The sequence below is a fragment of the Kitasatospora sp. NPDC127067 genome, assembly GCF_042724755.1.
Lineage (GTDB): Bacteria > Actinomycetota > Actinomycetes > Streptomycetales > Streptomycetaceae > Kitasatospora > Kitasatospora lactacystinica.
In genome coordinates this window covers 1-16,768 of sequence record NZ_JBHXEM010000167.1, presented here as the reverse complement: position 1 = coordinate 16,768, position 16,768 = coordinate 1, and the positions used below count along the sequence as shown (strand labels likewise).

Sequence of the window (16,768 nt, the reverse complement as noted above, 5' to 3'; positions counted from 1 at the left end):
GCCCCGCGGACCCGGGAGGTCAGTCCGCCGGGCGCCGTACGGCCTCGATGAAGGCCGTCGTGGTGGAGGGGTCCGGCAGCGGGCGCCCGTAGGCCTCCCCGAGCCGGACCAGGGTGGTGATGCCGACGGTCCAGCCGTTCCGGTCGAGCCATCCGTCGGTGTCCGGGCCGAGGCCGCCGCGCCACAGCCCGGTCACGTGGGTGAGTGCCGGGTCGTGCGGTGTGCGGCTCACGTCCCGGCCCTGCTCCAGCAGCAGTCGGCTGCCCGGGGCCGCCAGCCCGCCCACCGCCGCGAGCAGTCCGGCCGCCTCCTCGGCCGTGAGGTAGACCAGCAGCCCCTCGGCCAGCCAGACCGAGCGCCGCGCCGGGTCGAACCCGGCCGCGACCAGCCGCTCGGGCCAGCCCGGGTCCTGCAGGTCGGCGGCCAGGGCGGTGCGCCCGGCCCGCGGCACGGCGCCGAGCCCGTCCAGGACCTGGTCCTTGAAGGCCAGCACCGGGCCCAGGTCGAGCTCGAACACCCGGGTGCCGGCCGGCCAGTCCAGCCGATACGCCCGGGTGTCCAGGCCGGCCGCCAGCAGCACCACCTGGTCGGCGCCGGCGGCGGGCAGCCGGTCGTCGTAGAAGCGGGTGCGCAGGATGCCGTGGGTGACCAGGCCCCTGGCGAGGCTGCTGACCGGGCCGGACAGGGCCGGTTCGAGGCCGGCGGCGGTGACGAACGCCAGGGCGTACGGGTCGACGAAGAGCGGGTCGGGGCGGGAGCTCTCGTAGGCCCGCACCCGGGCGACGGACAGGGCGGTGCGGGAGACCGGGCTGAGCGGTTCGGAGGTCGTCATGCCCGGCAATCTACATCGCCACCGATGCATCGGTGAAGATGTATTCTGTCGGGCATGGACGGCGTGCAACTCCTCAGACTCGGCAAGCGGTTGACCGAACTCGGCCGCGCCCTGATCACCGACCCGGCCTCCGAGCACCTCACCCCCGGGGAGATCGCCGTGATCGCCGACGTGTACCGGCACCCCGCCACCTCCGTCCAGGAGATCCGGGTCCGGACCGGCTTCGCCCAGAGCCACGTCTCGGTCTCCGTCGCCCGGCTGCGCGAACAGGGCCTGCTCGACGCCGCGCCCGACCCGGCCGACGGGCGCCGCACCCTGCTGACCGTCTCCGACCACGCCCGACGCGCCATCCGCGCCCACGTCGCCCGGCCCGCCGAACCGGTCATCGCCAAGGCCGTCCCGGACCCGGCGAAGGCCCGGAGGGTCGCCGAACTGCTGGACGAGCTCACCGGCCTGCTGCTGCCCTGACCGGCCCCGGCCCCGGCCCCGGCCGTTCCCCCGGCGCCGGCTCCTGACCGGCCGAGTTCGACAAGTCGGTGACAAACTCCTCCGGTTGCTCCCTCGCGACGGTCGATCCCTGCCATCATCCCGGCTGAACCCGGGAACCGCCCGGGAGGGCCGAGGGAGAGCGATGGACGCGCGGATCGAGGTCGCCGGCGGCGACGAGCCACGGGAGCCGGCCGACGCGGTACCCGCCGCCGGCACCACCACCGCCCCGGCCCCCGTCGACGGAACCCCGGCCGTGGCCGACCGCGTCCCGGCACCACCCGTACGAACGCCACCGCCACGCCCCCACGGCCCTTCCCACCCGCGGAAGCGCCGCCCCGCCGCCCGGGTCGTGGCCCGGGTCCTGCTCGTCCTGACCGGTCTGGCCGCCGTCGCCCTCGGCTTCTCCTGGTTCGTCGACGCCTTCGACGCGGCGACCGCCTACCGCAGCGCCCCGGCCTGTACCGTGCCCGCCGCCCCCGCCCCCGCCGCCTCCGTGCCCGCCACGGACTGCACCACCCACGAGACCGGCCGGGTGACGGACAGGAGGGCCGGCTCGAACGAGGATTCCCCCCACTACGAGGTGACCGTCTCCCGCGAGGCCGCGCCCACCGACACCTACGCCGTCTCCGACGGCCTCTTCGGCAGCGTCCGGAGCGGCGACAACGTGGACCTCACCCTGTGGAACGGCCACGTCGTGGAGATCTCCCACCAGGGCCACCGCTCCCCGGTCACCGACGTCCCCTGGCTCACCTTCCTCGAACTGGCCCTGCTGGTCGGCGCGGGAACCCTGCTCGCCGTCCACACCCTGCTCCGTCGCAGCCGGGACAGCTGGGTCCTCCCCGCCATCGCCTGCCTGTTCCTCTCCGTCTTCGCCTTCGCCGGCAGCGTCCTCCTGATCGCGCTCCAGTGGTCCTTCGCCTTCACCCTCACCGTCCCGATCGTCGGCTGGCTGGCACTCACCACCGCGATCACCGCGATGTGCTGGGAGGACTGACGCCGTGACCGCAGAGGTTCGCGCCGCTCAGTCCAGCGGCACGTCCAGACAGGCCCGGCGGTGGCTGAAGGTGTCGATCGACCAGCGGCCGTGGTACCGGCCGGAGCCGCTCTCCCCCACCCCGCCGAACGGGAGTTCCGGGATGCCCAGGTGGGCCACCGGGAGGCCGAAGTTCAGGCCGCCCGAGCTGGTCTCCTCCGCCAGGCGCCGACGGGCGTGCCCGTCCTCGGTGAAGGCGTAGAGCGCGAGGGGGCGGTCCCGCTCGTTGATGAAGGCGATCGCCTCGTCCAGGCCGGTGACCTCGACGACGGGCAGGACGGGACCGAAGATCTCCTCCCGCATGACCGGGGCGTCCGGCCGCACCTCGGCGAGCAGGGTGGGCGCGATGTACCGGTCCGCGCGGTCGTGCCGGCCGCCGAAGACCGTGCGCCCCGAGTCGAGGAGGGCGACGACCCGGTCGAAGTGCCGCTCGTCGACGAGGCGTCCGTACGCCCGCGACCGCGCCGGGTCAGGGCCGTACAGCTCGGTGACCGCCCGCTCCAGGGCGCCTTCCAGCGCCCGGGCCGTGGCCGGGTCGGCCAGCAGGTAGTCGGGGGCGACGCAGGTCTGCCCGGCGTTGGCGTACTTGGCTCGGGCCAGTCGCGCCGCGACCACCCCGAGGTCGACGCCCCGGTCGACGAACACCGGGGACTTGCCGCCCAGTTCGAGGGTGACCGGGGTCAGGTGCTCGGCGGCGGCCCGCAGCACCGCCCGCCCGAAGCCGGCGTTGCCGGTGTACAGGATGTGGTCGAAGCGCTCGGCCAGCAGGGCGGTGGCCGTCTCCCCGCCGCCCTCCAGCACGGCGATCGCCGCCGGGTCCACGTACTGCGGCAGCAGCCGCGCCAACAGGGCCGAGCAGGCCGGCGCCAGCTCGCTCGGCTTGGCCAGCACCGTGTTGCCCGCGGCGATCGCACCCGCCACCGGCACCAGCAGCAGCTGCACCGGGTAGTTCCAGGGCGCGATGACCAGAACGGTCCCGAGCGGGTCGTGGCGGGTGTGGGCGCTCGTCCCCGGCGGCAGCCGGGTGAGCGCGGCGGCGGGCACCGGCTCGGGGTGCAGCCAGTGCTCCAGGTTCCGCAGGGTGTGGTCGATCTCCCGTACGGTGAAGTCGACTTCGGCGAGGTCGGCCTCGGCGCGCGGCTTGCGCAGGTCGGCGTGGAGGGCGGCGGCGATCTCCTCGCGGTGCCCGGTCAGCAGGGCGCGCAGCCCGGTCAGCTGCTCGGTGCGCCAGGCGAGCGGCCGGGTGCGGCCGGTACGGAAGGTCGCGCGCAGCCGGGCGACGGCCCCGGCCGGCGTGTCCGAGGGCTGACTGTCCGAGGATGTGACGGGCGGGGTGCTCATGCGGAGTCCTCCCGGGCGGGGTCGGGGATCCAGCTGCCGTGGAAGCCGGCCGGCACCCGCACCGGCAGGTGGACGGTGGCGAGCGGGTCGCCGGTGAAGTCCTCGGCGGAGAGGACGACCAGGTCGCTCGCGCCCCGCTCGGGATCGTGGACGTAGGCCAGCAGGTAGCCGTCGTCCTCGCCGCGGGCGCCCTGCCTCGGGACGAAGGAGACCTCGCCGGTGTAACGGCCGGCGCCGAACCGCCGCACGGTGCTGGACTGCCGACTCAGGTCGTGCTTGATCAGGGCGTCCCCGGCGGCCTCCGGGGGCAGCGCGTCGAGGGTGTCGGCGCCGGCCAGGTGGCGCAGCAGGTCGCCGGCCACGGTGGAGTACCCGTAGCGGTGGGCGCCGCCGACCACCGCCGGGCTGACCGCCGGGAACTCCTGCGGCCGGTCGTCCAGGCGGGTCTCGGCGACCCTGCCGGAGACGGTGTCGACGGTCCAGCGGTCCAGGGTGGGGCTGCTCTGCCCGTCCAGCGCGCCGCCGGCGAACATCCGCGGGTAGCGGACCACGTCGATGACGACCCGGTGGCCGTCCTCGTGGGCGTTGAGCGTGTGGAAGACGAAGCAGGGCTCGACCTCGAACCAGGCGACCTCGGTGCCGTCACGGGGCAGCAGCCCGATCCGCGCGCCGCCGGTCTCGTCCCAGACCGCCGGGTACGTCTTGCGCGCCCGGTTGTCGGCCGTGCTGACGCGCGCCGCGAGGTCGAGGACGACGGCGAAGTTCCGGGTCAGCGCCATGTCGTGCACCACCGGCCGGTGCGCGACCGGGACGTCCACGGCCCGGACGACGCCTCCGTGCGGGGAGAGCACCAGGTGCCGCAGGTTCTCGCTGTCCCGCTGCCAGGTGATCGCGTGCAGCTCGCCGGTGACCGGGTCGAGCTTCGGGTGGGCGGCGAACCCGTCGGGCAGCGTGCCGCAGAAGTCGCTGGCGCCCACCGTCTCGATCTCGTAGGAGAGTTCGTACGGGCGGAAGCCGCCCTCGACCAGCGCGAAGGTGCGGTCGGCGTGCCCGATGACGTGGGTGTTGGGCGCGACGTCGGTGATCCGCGGGGCGGCGCCGGGGCGCGGCCGCTCCCCCAGGGCCTCGGCCACGGCGGCGCTGCGCACCAGCCGGTTGCGGTACCACCGGGCCCGCCCGTCGAGCAGCCGCACGCCGTGCACCATGGCGTACCCGCCGAACAGGTGCCTCGGCCGGGGGTCCTCCGCCCGCATCCCGTTGGGCCCGTTGCGCAGGTACCGGCCGTTGAGCTCGGCCGGGATCGTGCCGGTGACCGGCAGGTCGAACGCGGTGACTTCCTCGCCCACCGGCGTGTAGGCACCCGTGAACGGATTGGTGACGGTGGACACCGCAGATTCCTCCAGGCCGCATTTCCGACGTCCGCTGCGCCCTCGGGGCAGCGCGTCCGGTTCAACGACCCGACCGCCCGCCGGGTGACGGCCGGTGGCGCGTGGAGGTCACGCCCGCCGGAGGGCTGTCATGCGGTCGACGGTTCCAGAGCGCCGACTTCGAAGACGTCCGCCACGACGACCGCCGTGACCTCACCCGCGTCGTCGTGTCCCACCCAGACCGGGTAAACGCCGTCTCCGCCCAGCACGAAGGTGACCAGCTCGGCCCCCTCGGCCTCGTCGGTCACCTTGCTGTAGCCGTCGTCGAGTTCGTGGAGGTCGTCGCCACCGCCGGAGGTGAGGGCGTCCATGAAGCGGCGGCCCAGGTCGGTCCGGGCGGCGGACTCGACGAAACAGCCGGTGGCGGAGTCGACGCCGAAGCCGAAGTACTGGCCGTCGCGCAGCAGCCTCGGGTCCTCTCCCGGCGGGACCGCCATCGTCCAGCGGGCGGTCGGCTTCTCACTCACCAGCACCCGCACGGCGTAGGTGTCGCGGGCGGTGAAGCGATCGCCGAACATCTCGTCCTCATAACTGGCGCCGGTCTCCTGCACCGGGTGGACACCGGGCGGAACCTCGATCACCAGCGGGTCGCCCTCCGCACCGACGGGCAGGTACGAGGGGTCGCAGACCGCCAGCCGCCCCGTGGGCAGGGCGATCCCGGTCACCGTTGTCACCGGTTCGATGACGAGCGGCTGCGGCCGGTGCCGATGGGTGAACACGGCCCCGGGAGTGAACAGCTCGTCGAGCCGGGGCGCGGCCGCCGGCGCGGGCGGCCGCCAGCCGAAGGGCTCCGCGGCGCCACCGGCCGGCGCAGGCACGGTGTCCGAGGTCTCCCGGGCGATCTCGAAGGGGCCCGGCAGCCCGAACAGGGGTTCCGCCAACAGGCTTTCCCAGCAGCCGAATTCCGGTACCGGCAACCACCACCGCTCACGCGGCAGGTCGACCAGGGTGCGCATCGATCCGCCGCCGCGGCCGCGCGGGTAGCGGCCCTCGCTGTTCTTCCCGTTCGGGTGGAGATCGACCGTCCGCCTCAGAGCCTTGTCCGAGAGCTCGGGGAGGTCCTCCTCCTCGTACTGCCATTCGGCCAGGTGGCGCAGGAACAGCCGCTCCGGCTCCAGCCTGCGCAGGTCCGCTTCGAACACCCGGCGGCCCGAGCCGTCGAACCGCCAGAGGCCCAGGTAGTGCCCGGCCCAGGCGACGTGCAGCACCGCGACGGGAAGCTCCTGCCCGGGGGCGGCGAGCACGACGGCGTACGGCTCGCCCGCCGCGTCCCGACGGGCGGCCTCCGCCCGGGGGATCGGACGGACCGTCGACCGGTTCGAGGAGTCCCACCCGTCGCCGTAGACCGCCTCGACGAGCACGTCACTGTGCACCTGGTCACCCTGCCTTCCATCGCACCTGCTGCTGTGCGGATCCACCCTAGAGACCGGGTCCGACAGGCCCGACAGCCGGCCCGCCGATGCCCGCTCCGAGGTCGAGCACCCGTACAGCATCTCGCCCCCGATCCGGGTCCACTTGCGAGCCGCATTCGAACAGCACCATCATCGGGACGCCTGGAACCGCCCACGAGCCATTCCTGAACCCGCCCTCCCAGGAGCAGACTTGACTGTCGAACCCCCCTGACCGGCAGTACTGCGCACCCGCCCACCACCTTGCAGCGAGGAGCCCTTCCGGTGATCGACTTCAATGTGCTGACCGACCTGGCCCGCCGCGAGGGCGTCCAGCGGATCGGCGTCGGCGTGGTGGTCCGCGACGCCTCCGGCCGGATCCTGATGATCCGCCGGGCCGCACACGCCGACCTGCCCGGCCGGTGGGAGTACCCGGGCGGCGGCCGGGCCGGCGACGAGACGGTGGAGGCCGGCGCGGCACGGGAACTGGCCGAGGAGACCGGGCTCGCCGGCCTGTCACTGGAGTACGCGCGGCACCTGGACCTCACCGACCGGCGCGGCCTGCGCGTGCGCCAGTTCGTCTTCACCACGGTCGTGCCGGACGGCACCGCGATCCTCCTCTCGCCCGGCCACGACGACCACCGGTGGGCCGCCCCCGACCGGCTGCCGCCCACGAGCGACGGGCAGCGCACCGTGATCGAGTGGCTCACCGGCCGCCTGGCCCTCCCCGGCTGGCGGCCGGTCGGCGGCTACCTCACCACCATCGCCCGGCCCGGCTCCTACGGCTGTTTCCTCGTCAGCGATCCCCAGGGGCGCGTCCTCGGGCTGCGCTCCGCCGTAGACCCCGGCGTGTGGAACTTCCCCGGCGGCAACGTCGAGCACGGCGAGACACCGTTCACCACCGCCCTGCGCGAGGCCCGGGAGGAACTCGGCCTCGACCTCGCCACGGAGAACCCGCAGGTGCTTCGGCGGCGCCTGGTCGCCGTCGTCCACGAGCAGGCCGGCAGCCTGCTCCCCGTCCCCGCCTGCGGCTACGTCTTCGACGGCGGCGTCCTCACCGCCGAGCAGCAGGCCCGGATCCGCCTCGACCCCGCCGAGCACACCGAATGGCGCTTCGAGACCGCCCACGACTGGCACGACCACATGGGCCCGGACCGCTACCGGCGGCTCCTGCAAGCCCTGCGCGCCCACCGCAGCGGCACCCCGCTCTACCTCGAACGCCCGGCCCCGGCCGACGACTTCGAGGGCGTCATGGTCCTCGTCACCGACCCGGCCGGGCGGCTGCTGATGCACCACCGCGACGACAAGCCCGGCATCGCCTGGCCCGGCTACTGGACCCCGATCGGCGGATGGCGCGAGGCCGACGAGACCCCCGAGGAGAACGCCGCCCGCGAGGTCCGTGAGGAGGCCGGAATCACCATCACACGGATGCGGCCGGTGCCCGGCCCGCAGCACGAGCTCGTCTCCCCGCTCGTCCGCGTCCTGCACGCCGCCTGGAACGGCCCCGACAGCGACCTGCGGCTCGGCGACGAGGGCCTGGCCGTCCGCATGGTCCCCTTCGCCGAGGTCCTCGACCTCAAGGTCCCGCCCTACATGCAGCACTACCTGCCGCTGCTCGCCGCGGCGGCCGACCACCCGGCCGGCAGCACCTCGTGATCCGGCCCGAGCCCACCGGCCACCCAGCCGACCACCCGGTGCCCCGCGCAACCGGCACGGACCCGCTGACGCCGGTCGTCGGCGTCCACCTCGTCCTGGTCGCCGACGGCACGGTGCCCCTCGGGCGACTTCGTGCGGCATCGGATCCGACGGGCCGCCTCAGAAACCGGTACGCGGGACCGTCCCGGCCCTCCTGGAGGTAACAACGTGGAAAGCCTTCGTCAGACCGTTGCCGTGATCGCCCATGACCGTGACCGGGGTCTGGTCGCGACCGTCCACTACTCCGCGCACGGCTGGAGCACCACGCCGGCGTGGACGATCCCCGGCGGCAAGGTCGAGGTCGACGAGCGCCTCGACGAGGCCGCCGCCCGCGAGCTGCGGGAGGAGACCGGACTGCTCGTCGAGCCGGAGGACCTGCGCCTCGTGCACACCGCCCAGGTCCGCGCGGGCTGGGACGGCAAGGGCCCGTACATGGTGTCGGTGTTCCTCGCCACCGCCTGGCGCGGCGAACTGACGAACACCGAACCGGACAAGCACCTCGACGTGCGCTGGTCCCCGGCCGACGAGCCGCCGCTGCCGATGTTCCCGGTGGCCCACGCCGCCCTCACCCTCCACCAGTCCGGCGGGCGGGGCTTCTCCACCCACGGCTGGGGGGACGAACACTTCGACCCGCGCACGCTGATCGGCGCGTGACACCGATGGGCCGACACCGCCGGCCGCCCTCCCCCCGGCTGCCGGAGGACACCGACGCCCGGTTGCGCGCCATCGCCGGCGGGCAGCCCGTCGTGGAGGAGGGCGTCGTCGTCTTTCCCGGCAGCACCGTCCCGTACGTCTACCGGACCGTGCACAGACCCGACGGCACGACCGAACAGCACCTCGTCCGCCTGGATCCCCCGCCACCACGACCGCTTCACTGACCGCCGGCCGGCCGCGGCGTCGCTTCACGGGTCCGTCACCGGCCGCGGTGCGGGCCTTCGCGCAGGCGGCGGGAGGAGGCACGGTCGGCGGGCAGGAGGAGCGCGGCCGCGAGGCCGAGCAGGGCGACCGCGGCGCTCGCGGCCCAGGCGCTGGTGTGGGCGTGCGGGCTGCTGTGCGGCCTGTACCTGGTGATCCTGCGCGGCGAGGGCGACGGCAAGGCCCTGCACGCCTTCCACGACGAGTCCGCACGGCGGGTCGGGGAGGTCTTCAGCACCCGTACGCGACACAGCGGCGTCACGCCGAGGCTGCCCGCCGACCTCCTGGCCCGCGCCTGGGTCGGCAAGCAGCTGGCGGTGCTGCACTGGTGGCTCGAACAGGACCCCGCACCCATGCCGGCCGAGGAGGCCGGCCGCATGCTGCTGGACCTCGCCGTCCACGGCCGCCTGTGGGCCAGCGGCTACGGCAGCCCGTCCTGACCGACCCCGGCGGCTACTCCGCCCGGCGGCAGTCGTTGCCGACCACGACAAGCGCGGCGACGCGCAACCGGTGCGGGGGCTTCAGCCGCCCCCGGCCCGGTGCGGCCTACGGTCGGTCACGAGGCGGACGCACTGCAGGCGTCGTACACGGCCGACATGTCCGACCGGGCCCTGGCGCTGTCGCTGCGGAACGCCGCGAAGTCCGCCACGTCGAGGTCGGCCGCGGCGAGTCGCTCGTCCGCGGCCATGGCTCTGATGGCAGCGCGAACACGAGGGTCGACCGCATGTGAGGCGGCGACGTCGAGACCCTCCGCGTAGGCCCGCAGGCGCGCCACCGCGGACGCACCTGACGCAGCGGTGGAGGAGGTGTACGCGCTGATGGCCTGTTCGGCCTCCTGGCAGGCCGGGTCCTCCGCCGGTCTTCGCACCGCGGTGCGAGTGACCACCGGAGCAGGGTAGGTCTGCGGTCGCGCCGGCGCCGCCGACGAAGCCGGGGTGCCGGTGATCTTGGCCTTGAGATCGTTCCAGTCCACGATCCCCAGCCAGGTGAGGATCGTGATGACTGATGCCGCCAGGCCGATCCGCACCGACCACTTCCGGATCTCATGGTCGGGATCCTGCTCCGGCGGATCAGCCGCTGCCCCTCCCCTGAGGTCGCCCGCAAGCCGACGGATCTGTCAACTCGCTTACCACCATGCCGGATTGCCAAGGGTTGGCCAAGGAGGAAGGAACGATTCCCCAACCCTGTCGTACGGCGTCGCGCTCCCGTCCGCCGTCGGCCGGCCTGGCGGGCCGGCGGCCGGCGGACGGCGGACGGCGGACGGCGGACGGTCAGTGCAGCCAGGGCTGGTAGTTCGGGTTGTCCACGCAGCCCGACTCGACCAGGGAGGCGGTGGCCCGGTCGACCGGGCAGGCCCGGCGGATGAAGTGCCGGTCCACGCCGCCGGGGAACGCGACTTCGACCTGGTCGGCGTACTGGTGCTGGTCGCCGATGGTCGCGTTGACGTCGATGCCGCCGGGGGCGTCGATGAAGTAGTCCCAGGGCACCTTCTTCCACTTCTTGTACAGCTCGGGGTCGTAGGTGGTGCTGACGAACGGCGAGGGCTGGTTCTGCAGGACGTAGTTGGTGATGTCGTACTGGCCGTTGACGGTGTCCTTCGGGCCGAAGCCCTCCTCGAAGATGACGGACGGATCGCGGCCGTCCGAGCGGAAGAGCGGGTGGCAGTTCTTGCGCCAGTGCGGTTCGGGGGTGATGCGGGGTACGTCCACCCGGCGGTCCACGGCGGCGTACAGCGGGTCCGGGCTCTTGGGGAGGTTCTCGAAGGTGCTGGCGGGGAGGGTGACGGCGGGCCGGACGGCGCAGTCGTCGGCGCGCAGTTCGGCCTCGTCGGCGAAGTCGATCCGGCGGCCGTCCAGGAGGATGGCGACGGCCTCGGTGCCGAGTTCGCGGACGATGACGCCGTCGCACTGGGGGCCGCTCCAGAGCGCCTCCCCGCTGGGGTCGAGGCAGCTGAACGGGGCGGCTTCGGTCGCGGCCGCGGGGGCGGCGACGGCCGGGATCTCGGGGATGAGCACGACGGCGCAGGCGAGGGCGACTGCGCCGGCGGCCGTGCGGATGCGGATGTTGATCACGACCGTTACCCTGGCCGCCCCCTGGCCCGGAGATACCGCAACCCACCCGATCAGGGGCGTGTCCTCGTCTCCGATTGACGCCCTCGGCCGTCCCGGTCCACTCGGACCCCGGGTGTGCGAAGGGCGGCGGCCCGCCGCCTCGCGTCAGACGTGGACGACCGGCACACCGGTCAACTCCACTCCCGCCTCGCCGAGTTCGGCAAGGGCCCGGGGACGACGGGGACACCGCCCGCTATCCACCCGCTCCCTTCTCCTCGGCGCGGCCTCCCACGAGGCCGCCCGGGAGGGCCGGGTCGCTCGGCACGTCGAGGTCGATCATCGGTCGGTCCCCTCGTCCTCCCGGACCGGCAGGGTCCGCTGGGCCGGGAGGCCGGTGCGTTCGTTCTGCAGGTCCCACAGTTCCCTGAAGCGGCCGCCCTCCTCGGCCACCAGCTCGGCGAACGTGCCCTCCTGGAGGACCTTTCCGTCTTCGAGCACCACGATCCGGTCGGCGACGGCCACGTTGGTGAGCCGGTGGGTGACCAGGACGACGGCCCGCTCCCGCGCGACCGCCCGCAGGTTCTGGAAGATCCGGTGCTCGGCGCGCGGGTCGAGGGCGGCGGTCGGCTCGTCCAGGACGAGCAGCCCGGCCTCGCGGTGGAACGCCCGGGCGATGGCCAGGCGCTGCCACTGGCCGCCGGACAGCTCCTCGCCGCCCATCCACTCCACCGCCAGCAGGGTGGACAGCCCCCGGCGGAGCTTGGCGACGACGTCGGCCGCCCCGGAGGCGTCGGCGGCGCGCAGCACCGCCGCGTCGCCCTCGGCGGTGGGCTGGCCCAGCGTGATGTTCTCGCGGCAGGTCAGCGGCCAGCGCGCGTAGTCCTGCGGGACGACGGCGACCTGGCGCCACAGGGCGTGCGGGTCGAGGTCGCGGGTGTCGCGCCCGTCCCACCGCACCGATCCGGCATCGGGCAGGTAGAGCCCGGCCAGGAGCTTGGAGAGGGTGGTCTTGCCGGAGCCGTTCTCCCCCACCAGGGCGAGGATCTCACCCCGCTCGACGTGCAGGTTCACTCCGTCCAGCGCCTTGCGGTCGGAGGCGGGGTAGGCGTAGTGGAGGTTCTCCACCGCGATCCGGCGCGGCGGCTCGGGAGCCTCGGTGCCGCGCCGGGGCCGGTGGCCGCCGGCGGTGTCGAGGAAGCTCGACCAGTCGTCCAGGTACATGCCGGTGCGGAAGAGGTCCGCGCCGTAGCCGACGATGCCGCGCAGGCTGGTGCCGACCGCGGTCAGGGCGAACACGGCCGCGCCGCCGCGCGGCAGGCTCATCCGGCCGGTGCTGACCAGCCACAGCATCGCCGCCCACACCAGCGCGCTGCCGAGGCCGGAGGCGGCGGCCCCGATCACCGACACCCGGGCGCTCTGCATCGCCGCCCGCCGCGAAGTGGCATCCAGCCGCCGGCCGACCTGGTCGTACTTGACGAGCAGGAACTCGCCCATGGTGTCGGAGCGGACCTGGTCGGCGTTGCGCTTGAGGTGGATGTACCAGCGCAGGTTGGCCATGATCCGGCGGTCGCCGACCGCGGCCCGGTTCGCCAGGAACTGCACCCGGGCGGCGTGCACCGACGCGATCCCCTGGGGCAGCGCGGCGAGCACCAGCAAGGGCAGGAGGGCGGGGTGGAGCACCGTCAGCACGCCGGCCGCACCGAGGAGCGAGGCGAGGGAGGCGAGCAGGTTCTGCGCCTCCCCGACGATGTCCACGCAGACCTCGGCGCCGCGGTCCGCGGCTTCCAGCTCGTCGTTGTAGCCGGCGTGGTCGTAGGCGGTCAGCTCGGCCGCCACGGTGGCGCGCAGCACCGCGGCTTCGGCCTCGCGGGAGATCCGCGGCGACAGGTGGATGGTGATGGTGCGGATCGTGATGCCCAGCAGGGAGCGGGCCCCGGCCGCCGCCGCGATCACGAGGATCGACGGCGCCGCGTGGGCGAGCTTGTCGTCGACCCGGCCCGGGCCGAACAGCGCCGAGATGGTGCCGGTGGTCGCGAACAGGCCGGCCGCGCCGAGCACCGCGGACACGGCCTGGCAGACCAGGAGCAGCGTGACGGAGGTGCGGTCGATGCGCCAGCCGAGGCGGAACGCGCGGACGACGAGCGCGGGCAGGCGGCGGGCCATCGCGTTGACGCCGATCGCCTGGATCGCCTCGATGCGGCGCCCGTCGGCGAGCCACCGCAGTTCCTCGTCGGCGGCCTCGGCCGGGGTCGCCGGGGTCGCGGCGCTCACGCGATCGCCTCCTTGCTCGAAGCACGGGCCACCAGGGCCGCCGTGACGGGTGGGACGTGGGTCGCCGGGGTGGGGTGACAGGCCACAGATCCTCCAGACGCAGAGCGGTGCGCGGACGCGCGGAAGCACCGGCACCGGCCCGGACGAGAAGCTCAAGTCTGCTTCTCCAAGGCCGAGTTGACGGTATTGACGGAGTCGTTACGGGTGGATGGCGTCCGATGATGGTGCTGTTCGAGCGCGGCGTTCAAGTGGATTTGCCTCCGGGCGAGCCCGGGTCGAACGGGGACTTTTCGAGCATGTTCCGCGTGCGGTCCGGGCCGCACGCCACTCGGTCGTCCACGGGACCGGGAGGGCGGCGGAGCCCAGTGCGCAGGCGGCGAGAGCGTGTTCGAACGCGGCCTTCCGGCCGGGTCCGAGGGGGCCGCGGACACCCCGGCGGGCGAGGAGGCCGCGCAGGGCGGGGCCGCCGCCGGATTCACCCGTTCGGGGAGTCGGGCGCCCGAGCGGGTTTCGGGCGCCGGGCGCACCCGCGTCGGCCGCGCGCCGAGCAACGCGCGACCCTTCGCATCAGGGGAAGGCGTTCGGAGCGGCGCCCGGCCCCAGCGTTCGATTCACCCCACCACGGGCCGGGCCGGACTGCCCGGCCCGGCAGTGTCAGTACCCCCCGGTATGTTGCCGAGCATGACCACTGTGACGAGCGCGACCGCGTTCCCCACGACCACCGGACAGCCCACCACGGCCGGGCGCACCCCCGGCACCCCCGCCCACGGCTCCGCCGCCACCGTCGAGGTGATCCCGCTGTGGGCCGCCCCCTGGTCCCCCGCCGCGCAGGCCACCGCGCAGCGCTGAGTCGACCGGCAGCTCGCCGGTCGCCCTGCTGCCGCGGCCGGACCGTGGTTCTCACCGGCCCGTCATACCGGTTCCGGCCGTGCGGTCAGTCCAGGTAGCCGGCCGTGCGGTAGCCGCCGCGGGCCGTGCGCTCCACCTCCGAGGCGCCCCAGGTGTGGGGCACGGCGAGATTCCAGCGGGACCGCAGGATCGCGTGCTCCTCCCGGTTCCGGGTCACGTACCACTGCCCCATCCGGCACCACGCCAGCGGCTCGTCGGCCTCGGTGGCCACCGCCCGCACCAGTTGCGCCGCCTGCCGGGCGACCTGGTTCTCCAGCGCGGCGGCCTGCGCCTCCAGGTACTGGTTCATCCGGTAGGTGGCCTGGTCGCCGTGCTGGAACATGGCGTACTCGGAGTCGGCGGCCATGTGCAGGGTGCCGTTCCCCATGGTCACCGTGCCGCTGCGCACCACCTCCTCCTGGGAGTTCCGTGCGATCCCGCTGTTGAGGCGGTTGAGCAGATTGGCCTTCTCGGGGGTGGCCTCCGGGATCTGGCCGCCACCGGTGCCGCCCTGCGCGGAGTAGACCTCGTGGAGGTCGTAGTCCCCGGTGTAGAGGTACTGCTTCCACCGCGGGTCGGTCTTCAGCTGGGCCAGCTGCGGACCGCCGTCCGTCTCGTTCATGTCGATCGGCACGTACTTCTCGCCCCTGGGGCCGGTCCGGACGATCTCCGGGTCCGTCATCGTGTCGGGCAGGCGGGCGATCCGGACGCCGGCCAGGCCGTCCGCGTTCCAGTGGCCGACGAAGCCGCTCAGGTCGTGCTGCTCCAGCAACTCCAGTACGCGTTCCGGGTCGCCCTGCGTCTGCCCGGGCCCGGGGCCGTACTTCTTGCGCACGGACGCGGGCTTGATGGACTTCTCCAGGATGGTGTGCGGTTTGGGCTTGGCCCCTTCCGCGATGCGCCGGATGGAGTGTTCACCGGTCTCACGGACGGCGATGGTGTACTTGTGCTTCCTGCACACCTCGGAGATGGCGGCCCAGTGGTTCTCCCACACGATGTTCCGCAGCTCGGACGACCGTCCGCCGGGCGTGACGGTCTCCCCGTCGTACGTGGCGGCCCCGCAGATCCGCAGCACGTTGTTCGGGTCCATCCGCGTCTGCGGCCTTCGCGGTGCCGCCGCCTGGTCGCCCGTCACGCGTTGGAGGGCCGGCGCCGGCCGGCGGTCGTCCGGGCCGGTGCCGTCCCGCTGCTCCGCGATCATGCGTGCCGTCGTCGCGTTGCCGACGGTGCGCTGCAGGGCCTCGGCACCCCTCGGAAACGCGGCCTCCGCCGCGGGTCGTGTGCCGCTGCCGGACCGTCGGGCGGTGGCCGCGTCGCGATGAGGACGCCCGGCCTTCTGCGACTGTTCCCTTGAGTGCATGCTGAACCCCCTCGGTCCCCTCCGCCTCTTTATACCGGGGGTGTCGGCGAACGTGGAGGACAGTTCCGGTCTGGCGCACGGAAGTTGGCCCCTCAGGGCATCGGTTCTGCACTGCGGGGCCGCGAGCCCGGTTCCCCTCCCGGCCGGGGCTACGGCGATCCGGCAGCATTGTGTGCCGCCGTCCGCGCCGCCGATGCGATCGGCCGTCAGGCACCGGTGGGTGTCACCGCGCACTGGTCGTCGTTGACGACGGCGAGGTACTGCTCGGCGACGAGAACGTCGATCTTGTAGTCCTTCTCGCCGAGTTCCTTGGGCTTGAGGGTCTTGTCGAGCCACTCCTGGATTCCGCCGCCGGGCATGCCGTAGAAGGCCGCGACGTGTCCTCGCCGGACGTCGAACGGCTTCAGCACGGACAGGCAGTGGTAGACCTCGCCGTCGTCCGGGTCGGGGTTGAGCGAGTCCGGCGTCAAGGAGCGCTGGGTGAACGATGTGCCGGGGTCGGAGAGGTAGCCGCCGTGGAGCGCGCCGAAGCGGTCGAGCCTGGTGCCGACCGGCACCGCCCACTGCGTCTCGTCGACCACGCCGTTGATCTGCTGAAAGCCGCGGTCGGGAGCGTAGACCCAGTCGCCGCTCTGCTTCGGGTCCGTGTTGGCGTACAGCGTCACGAAGTGCGGGGCACTGAGACCGCCGAAGCGCTGGTAGCCCCTCAGCAGGGTGGCGGTCGGCTCCGTGTTCGGCAGGGCGGCGGGGCCGAGGCGGGACTGCCCGCAGTAGTACAGCTCCGGGTGGGGATCGTCGGGGCCGTCCGGGCATTCGGCGGAGCGGACGACTCCAGCACCCGCCGACCGGCCTGCGGCGCCCTCCGCGACCGTCACTCCGGCGAGCGGGCCAGCCGACCAGCCCTGCGGACTCGGCCGATGGCGGCGCTCCCGTCCCCGGACGCCGGGAGCTCCTCCAGGGGACCCGCGTCCGAGCGGCCGGACGTGCCCGCGGGCGGCGAAGCGAAGAGCCGGCCGGGCGGCGCGGGAACGCCGTGCCCCGCCGGCGCGGGGGCGGGGGTCTCCCCGGGCGACGGCGC

Annotated in this window: 16 protein-coding genes; 7 read left to right on the top strand and 9 right to left on the bottom strand. The window is 73.8% G+C overall.

Annotated features, from left to right (window positions below):
• Positions 1-19: 19 nt before the first annotated feature.
• A complete protein-coding gene (locus ACFWJ4_RS37390) occupies positions 20-832 on the bottom strand; it encodes an SAM-dependent methyltransferase (RefSeq protein WP_380552740.1) in 813 nt (270 codons plus the stop codon).
• Positions 833-886: 54 nt separating this feature from the next.
• On the opposite strand from ACFWJ4_RS37390, the gene ACFWJ4_RS37385 reads away from it, so the two are divergent.
• Entirely contained in the window at positions 887-1,300 is a 414-nt protein-coding gene (locus ACFWJ4_RS37385; protein WP_380552738.1) for a MarR family winged helix-turn-helix transcriptional regulator, read from the top strand.
• Between the two features lie 163 nt (positions 1,301-1,463).
• Positions 1,464-2,315 (top strand): hypothetical protein, encoded by an 852-nt coding sequence (locus tag ACFWJ4_RS37380; RefSeq protein ID WP_380552735.1) that lies wholly within the window; start codon positions 1,464-1,466, stop codon positions 2,313-2,315.
• Between the two features lie 27 nt (positions 2,316-2,342).
• Here ACFWJ4_RS37380 and ACFWJ4_RS37375 read toward each other — a convergent pair whose 3' ends face one another.
• The 3 genes from ACFWJ4_RS37375 to ACFWJ4_RS37365 form a co-directional block, all read right to left on the bottom strand.
• Positions 2,343-3,695: an aldehyde dehydrogenase family protein gene (locus ACFWJ4_RS37375; protein ID WP_380552732.1), complete on the bottom strand. Its 1,353-nt coding sequence runs from the start codon at positions 3,693-3,695 to the stop codon at positions 2,343-2,345.
• Positions 3,692-5,083 (bottom strand): carotenoid oxygenase family protein, encoded by a 1,392-nt coding sequence (locus ACFWJ4_RS37370; RefSeq protein ID WP_380552729.1) that lies wholly within the window; start codon positions 5,081-5,083, stop codon positions 3,692-3,694. Before ACFWJ4_RS37370 ends, ACFWJ4_RS37375 begins: the two co-directional genes overlap by 4 nt.
• Positions 5,084-5,211: 128 nt before the next feature.
• Complete coding sequence (locus tag ACFWJ4_RS37365) at positions 5,212-6,495, bottom strand: DUF4241 domain-containing protein (protein WP_380552726.1); 1,284 nt, start codon at positions 6,493-6,495, stop codon at positions 5,212-5,214.
• A gap of 300 nt (positions 6,496-6,795) precedes the next feature.
• Here ACFWJ4_RS37365 and ACFWJ4_RS37360 point away from each other — a divergent pair, with 300 nt between their 5' ends.
• The 4 genes from ACFWJ4_RS37360 (at position 6,796) to ACFWJ4_RS37345 (ending at position 9,560) form a co-directional block, all read left to right on the top strand.
• Positions 6,796-8,166 carry an NUDIX domain-containing protein gene (locus ACFWJ4_RS37360; protein ID WP_380552723.1) on the top strand — a complete coding sequence of 457 codons (1,371 nt, stop codon included), beginning with the start codon at positions 6,796-6,798 and terminating at the stop codon, positions 8,164-8,166.
• Between the two features lie 207 nt (positions 8,167-8,373).
• A complete protein-coding gene (locus tag ACFWJ4_RS37355) occupies positions 8,374-8,859 on the top strand; it encodes an NUDIX domain-containing protein (RefSeq protein WP_380552720.1) in 486 nt (161 codons plus the stop codon).
• A gap of 5 nt (positions 8,860-8,864) precedes the next feature.
• On the top strand, positions 8,865-9,083 hold the full coding sequence (locus ACFWJ4_RS37350; RefSeq protein WP_380552717.1) for a hypothetical protein: 219 nt from the start codon (positions 8,865-8,867) through the stop codon (positions 9,081-9,083).
• A 153-nt stretch (positions 9,084-9,236) separates the two neighbouring features.
• Positions 9,237-9,560, top strand: coding sequence for a hypothetical protein (locus ACFWJ4_RS37345; RefSeq protein WP_380552714.1), 324 nt, complete (start codon positions 9,237-9,239; stop codon positions 9,558-9,560).
• A gap of 116 nt (positions 9,561-9,676) precedes the next feature.
• On the opposite strand, the gene ACFWJ4_RS37340 is transcribed toward ACFWJ4_RS37345, so the two are convergent.
• The 3 genes from ACFWJ4_RS37340 to ACFWJ4_RS37330 all read right to left on the bottom strand — a co-directional run bounded on the left by ACFWJ4_RS37340 (position 9,677) and on the right by ACFWJ4_RS37330 (position 13,442).
• Positions 9,677-10,147, bottom strand: coding sequence for a hypothetical protein (locus tag ACFWJ4_RS37340; protein WP_380552711.1), 471 nt, complete (start codon positions 10,145-10,147; stop codon positions 9,677-9,679).
• A 244-nt stretch (positions 10,148-10,391) separates the two neighbouring features.
• Positions 10,392-11,192, bottom strand: coding sequence for an ADP-ribosyltransferase (locus ACFWJ4_RS37335; protein WP_380552708.1), 801 nt, complete (start codon positions 11,190-11,192; stop codon positions 10,392-10,394).
• Positions 11,193-11,507: 315 nt separating this feature from the next.
• Positions 11,508-13,442 (bottom strand): ABC transporter ATP-binding protein, encoded by a 1,935-nt coding sequence (locus tag ACFWJ4_RS37330; RefSeq protein ID WP_380552705.1) that lies wholly within the window; start codon positions 13,440-13,442, stop codon positions 11,508-11,510.
• 681 nt (positions 13,443-14,123) lie between these two features.
• Between ACFWJ4_RS37330 and ACFWJ4_RS37325 the strand changes: the two genes are divergently transcribed.
• Positions 14,124-14,291, top strand: a complete 168-nt coding sequence (locus tag ACFWJ4_RS37325) for a hypothetical protein (RefSeq protein ID WP_380552702.1) — start codon at positions 14,124-14,126, stop codon at positions 14,289-14,291.
• Positions 14,292-14,376: 85 nt separating this feature from the next.
• On the opposite strand, the gene ACFWJ4_RS37320 is transcribed toward ACFWJ4_RS37325, so the two are convergent.
• Positions 14,377-15,531 carry a hypothetical protein gene (locus ACFWJ4_RS37320; RefSeq protein WP_380552699.1) on the bottom strand — a complete coding sequence of 385 codons (1,155 nt, stop codon included), beginning with the start codon at positions 15,529-15,531 and terminating at the stop codon, positions 14,377-14,379.
• 365 nt (positions 15,532-15,896) lie between these two features.
• Positions 15,897-16,565, bottom strand: a complete 669-nt coding sequence (locus ACFWJ4_RS37315; RefSeq protein ID WP_380552696.1) for a TNT domain-containing protein — start codon at positions 16,563-16,565, stop codon at positions 15,897-15,899.
• Positions 16,566-16,768 lie beyond the last annotated feature (203 nt).

Bases quoted from the DNA above. Each gene is read 5' to 3' on its own strand.
- ACFWJ4_RS37380 (WP_380552735.1), top strand. From the start codon at position 1,464: ATGGACGCGCGGATCGAGGTCGCCGGCGGCGACGAGCCACGGGAGCCG.
- ACFWJ4_RS37350 (WP_380552717.1), top strand. From the start codon at position 8,865: ATGGGCCGACACCGCCGGCCGCCCTCCCCCCGGCTGCCGGAGGACACC.
- ACFWJ4_RS37375 (WP_380552732.1), bottom strand. From the start codon at position 3,695: ATGAGCACCCCGCCCGTCACATCCTCGGACAGTCAGCCCTCGGACACG.
- ACFWJ4_RS37325 (WP_380552702.1), top strand. From the start codon at position 14,124: ATGACCACTGTGACGAGCGCGACCGCGTTCCCCACGACCACCGGACAG.
- ACFWJ4_RS37385 (WP_380552738.1), top strand. From the start codon at position 887: ATGGACGGCGTGCAACTCCTCAGACTCGGCAAGCGGTTGACCGAACTC.
- ACFWJ4_RS37390 (WP_380552740.1), bottom strand. From the start codon at position 832: ATGACGACCTCCGAACCGCTCAGCCCGGTCTCCCGCACCGCCCTGTCC.
- ACFWJ4_RS37320 (WP_380552699.1), bottom strand. From the start codon at position 15,531: ATGATCGCGGAGCAGCGGGACGGCACCGGCCCGGACGACCGCCGGCCG.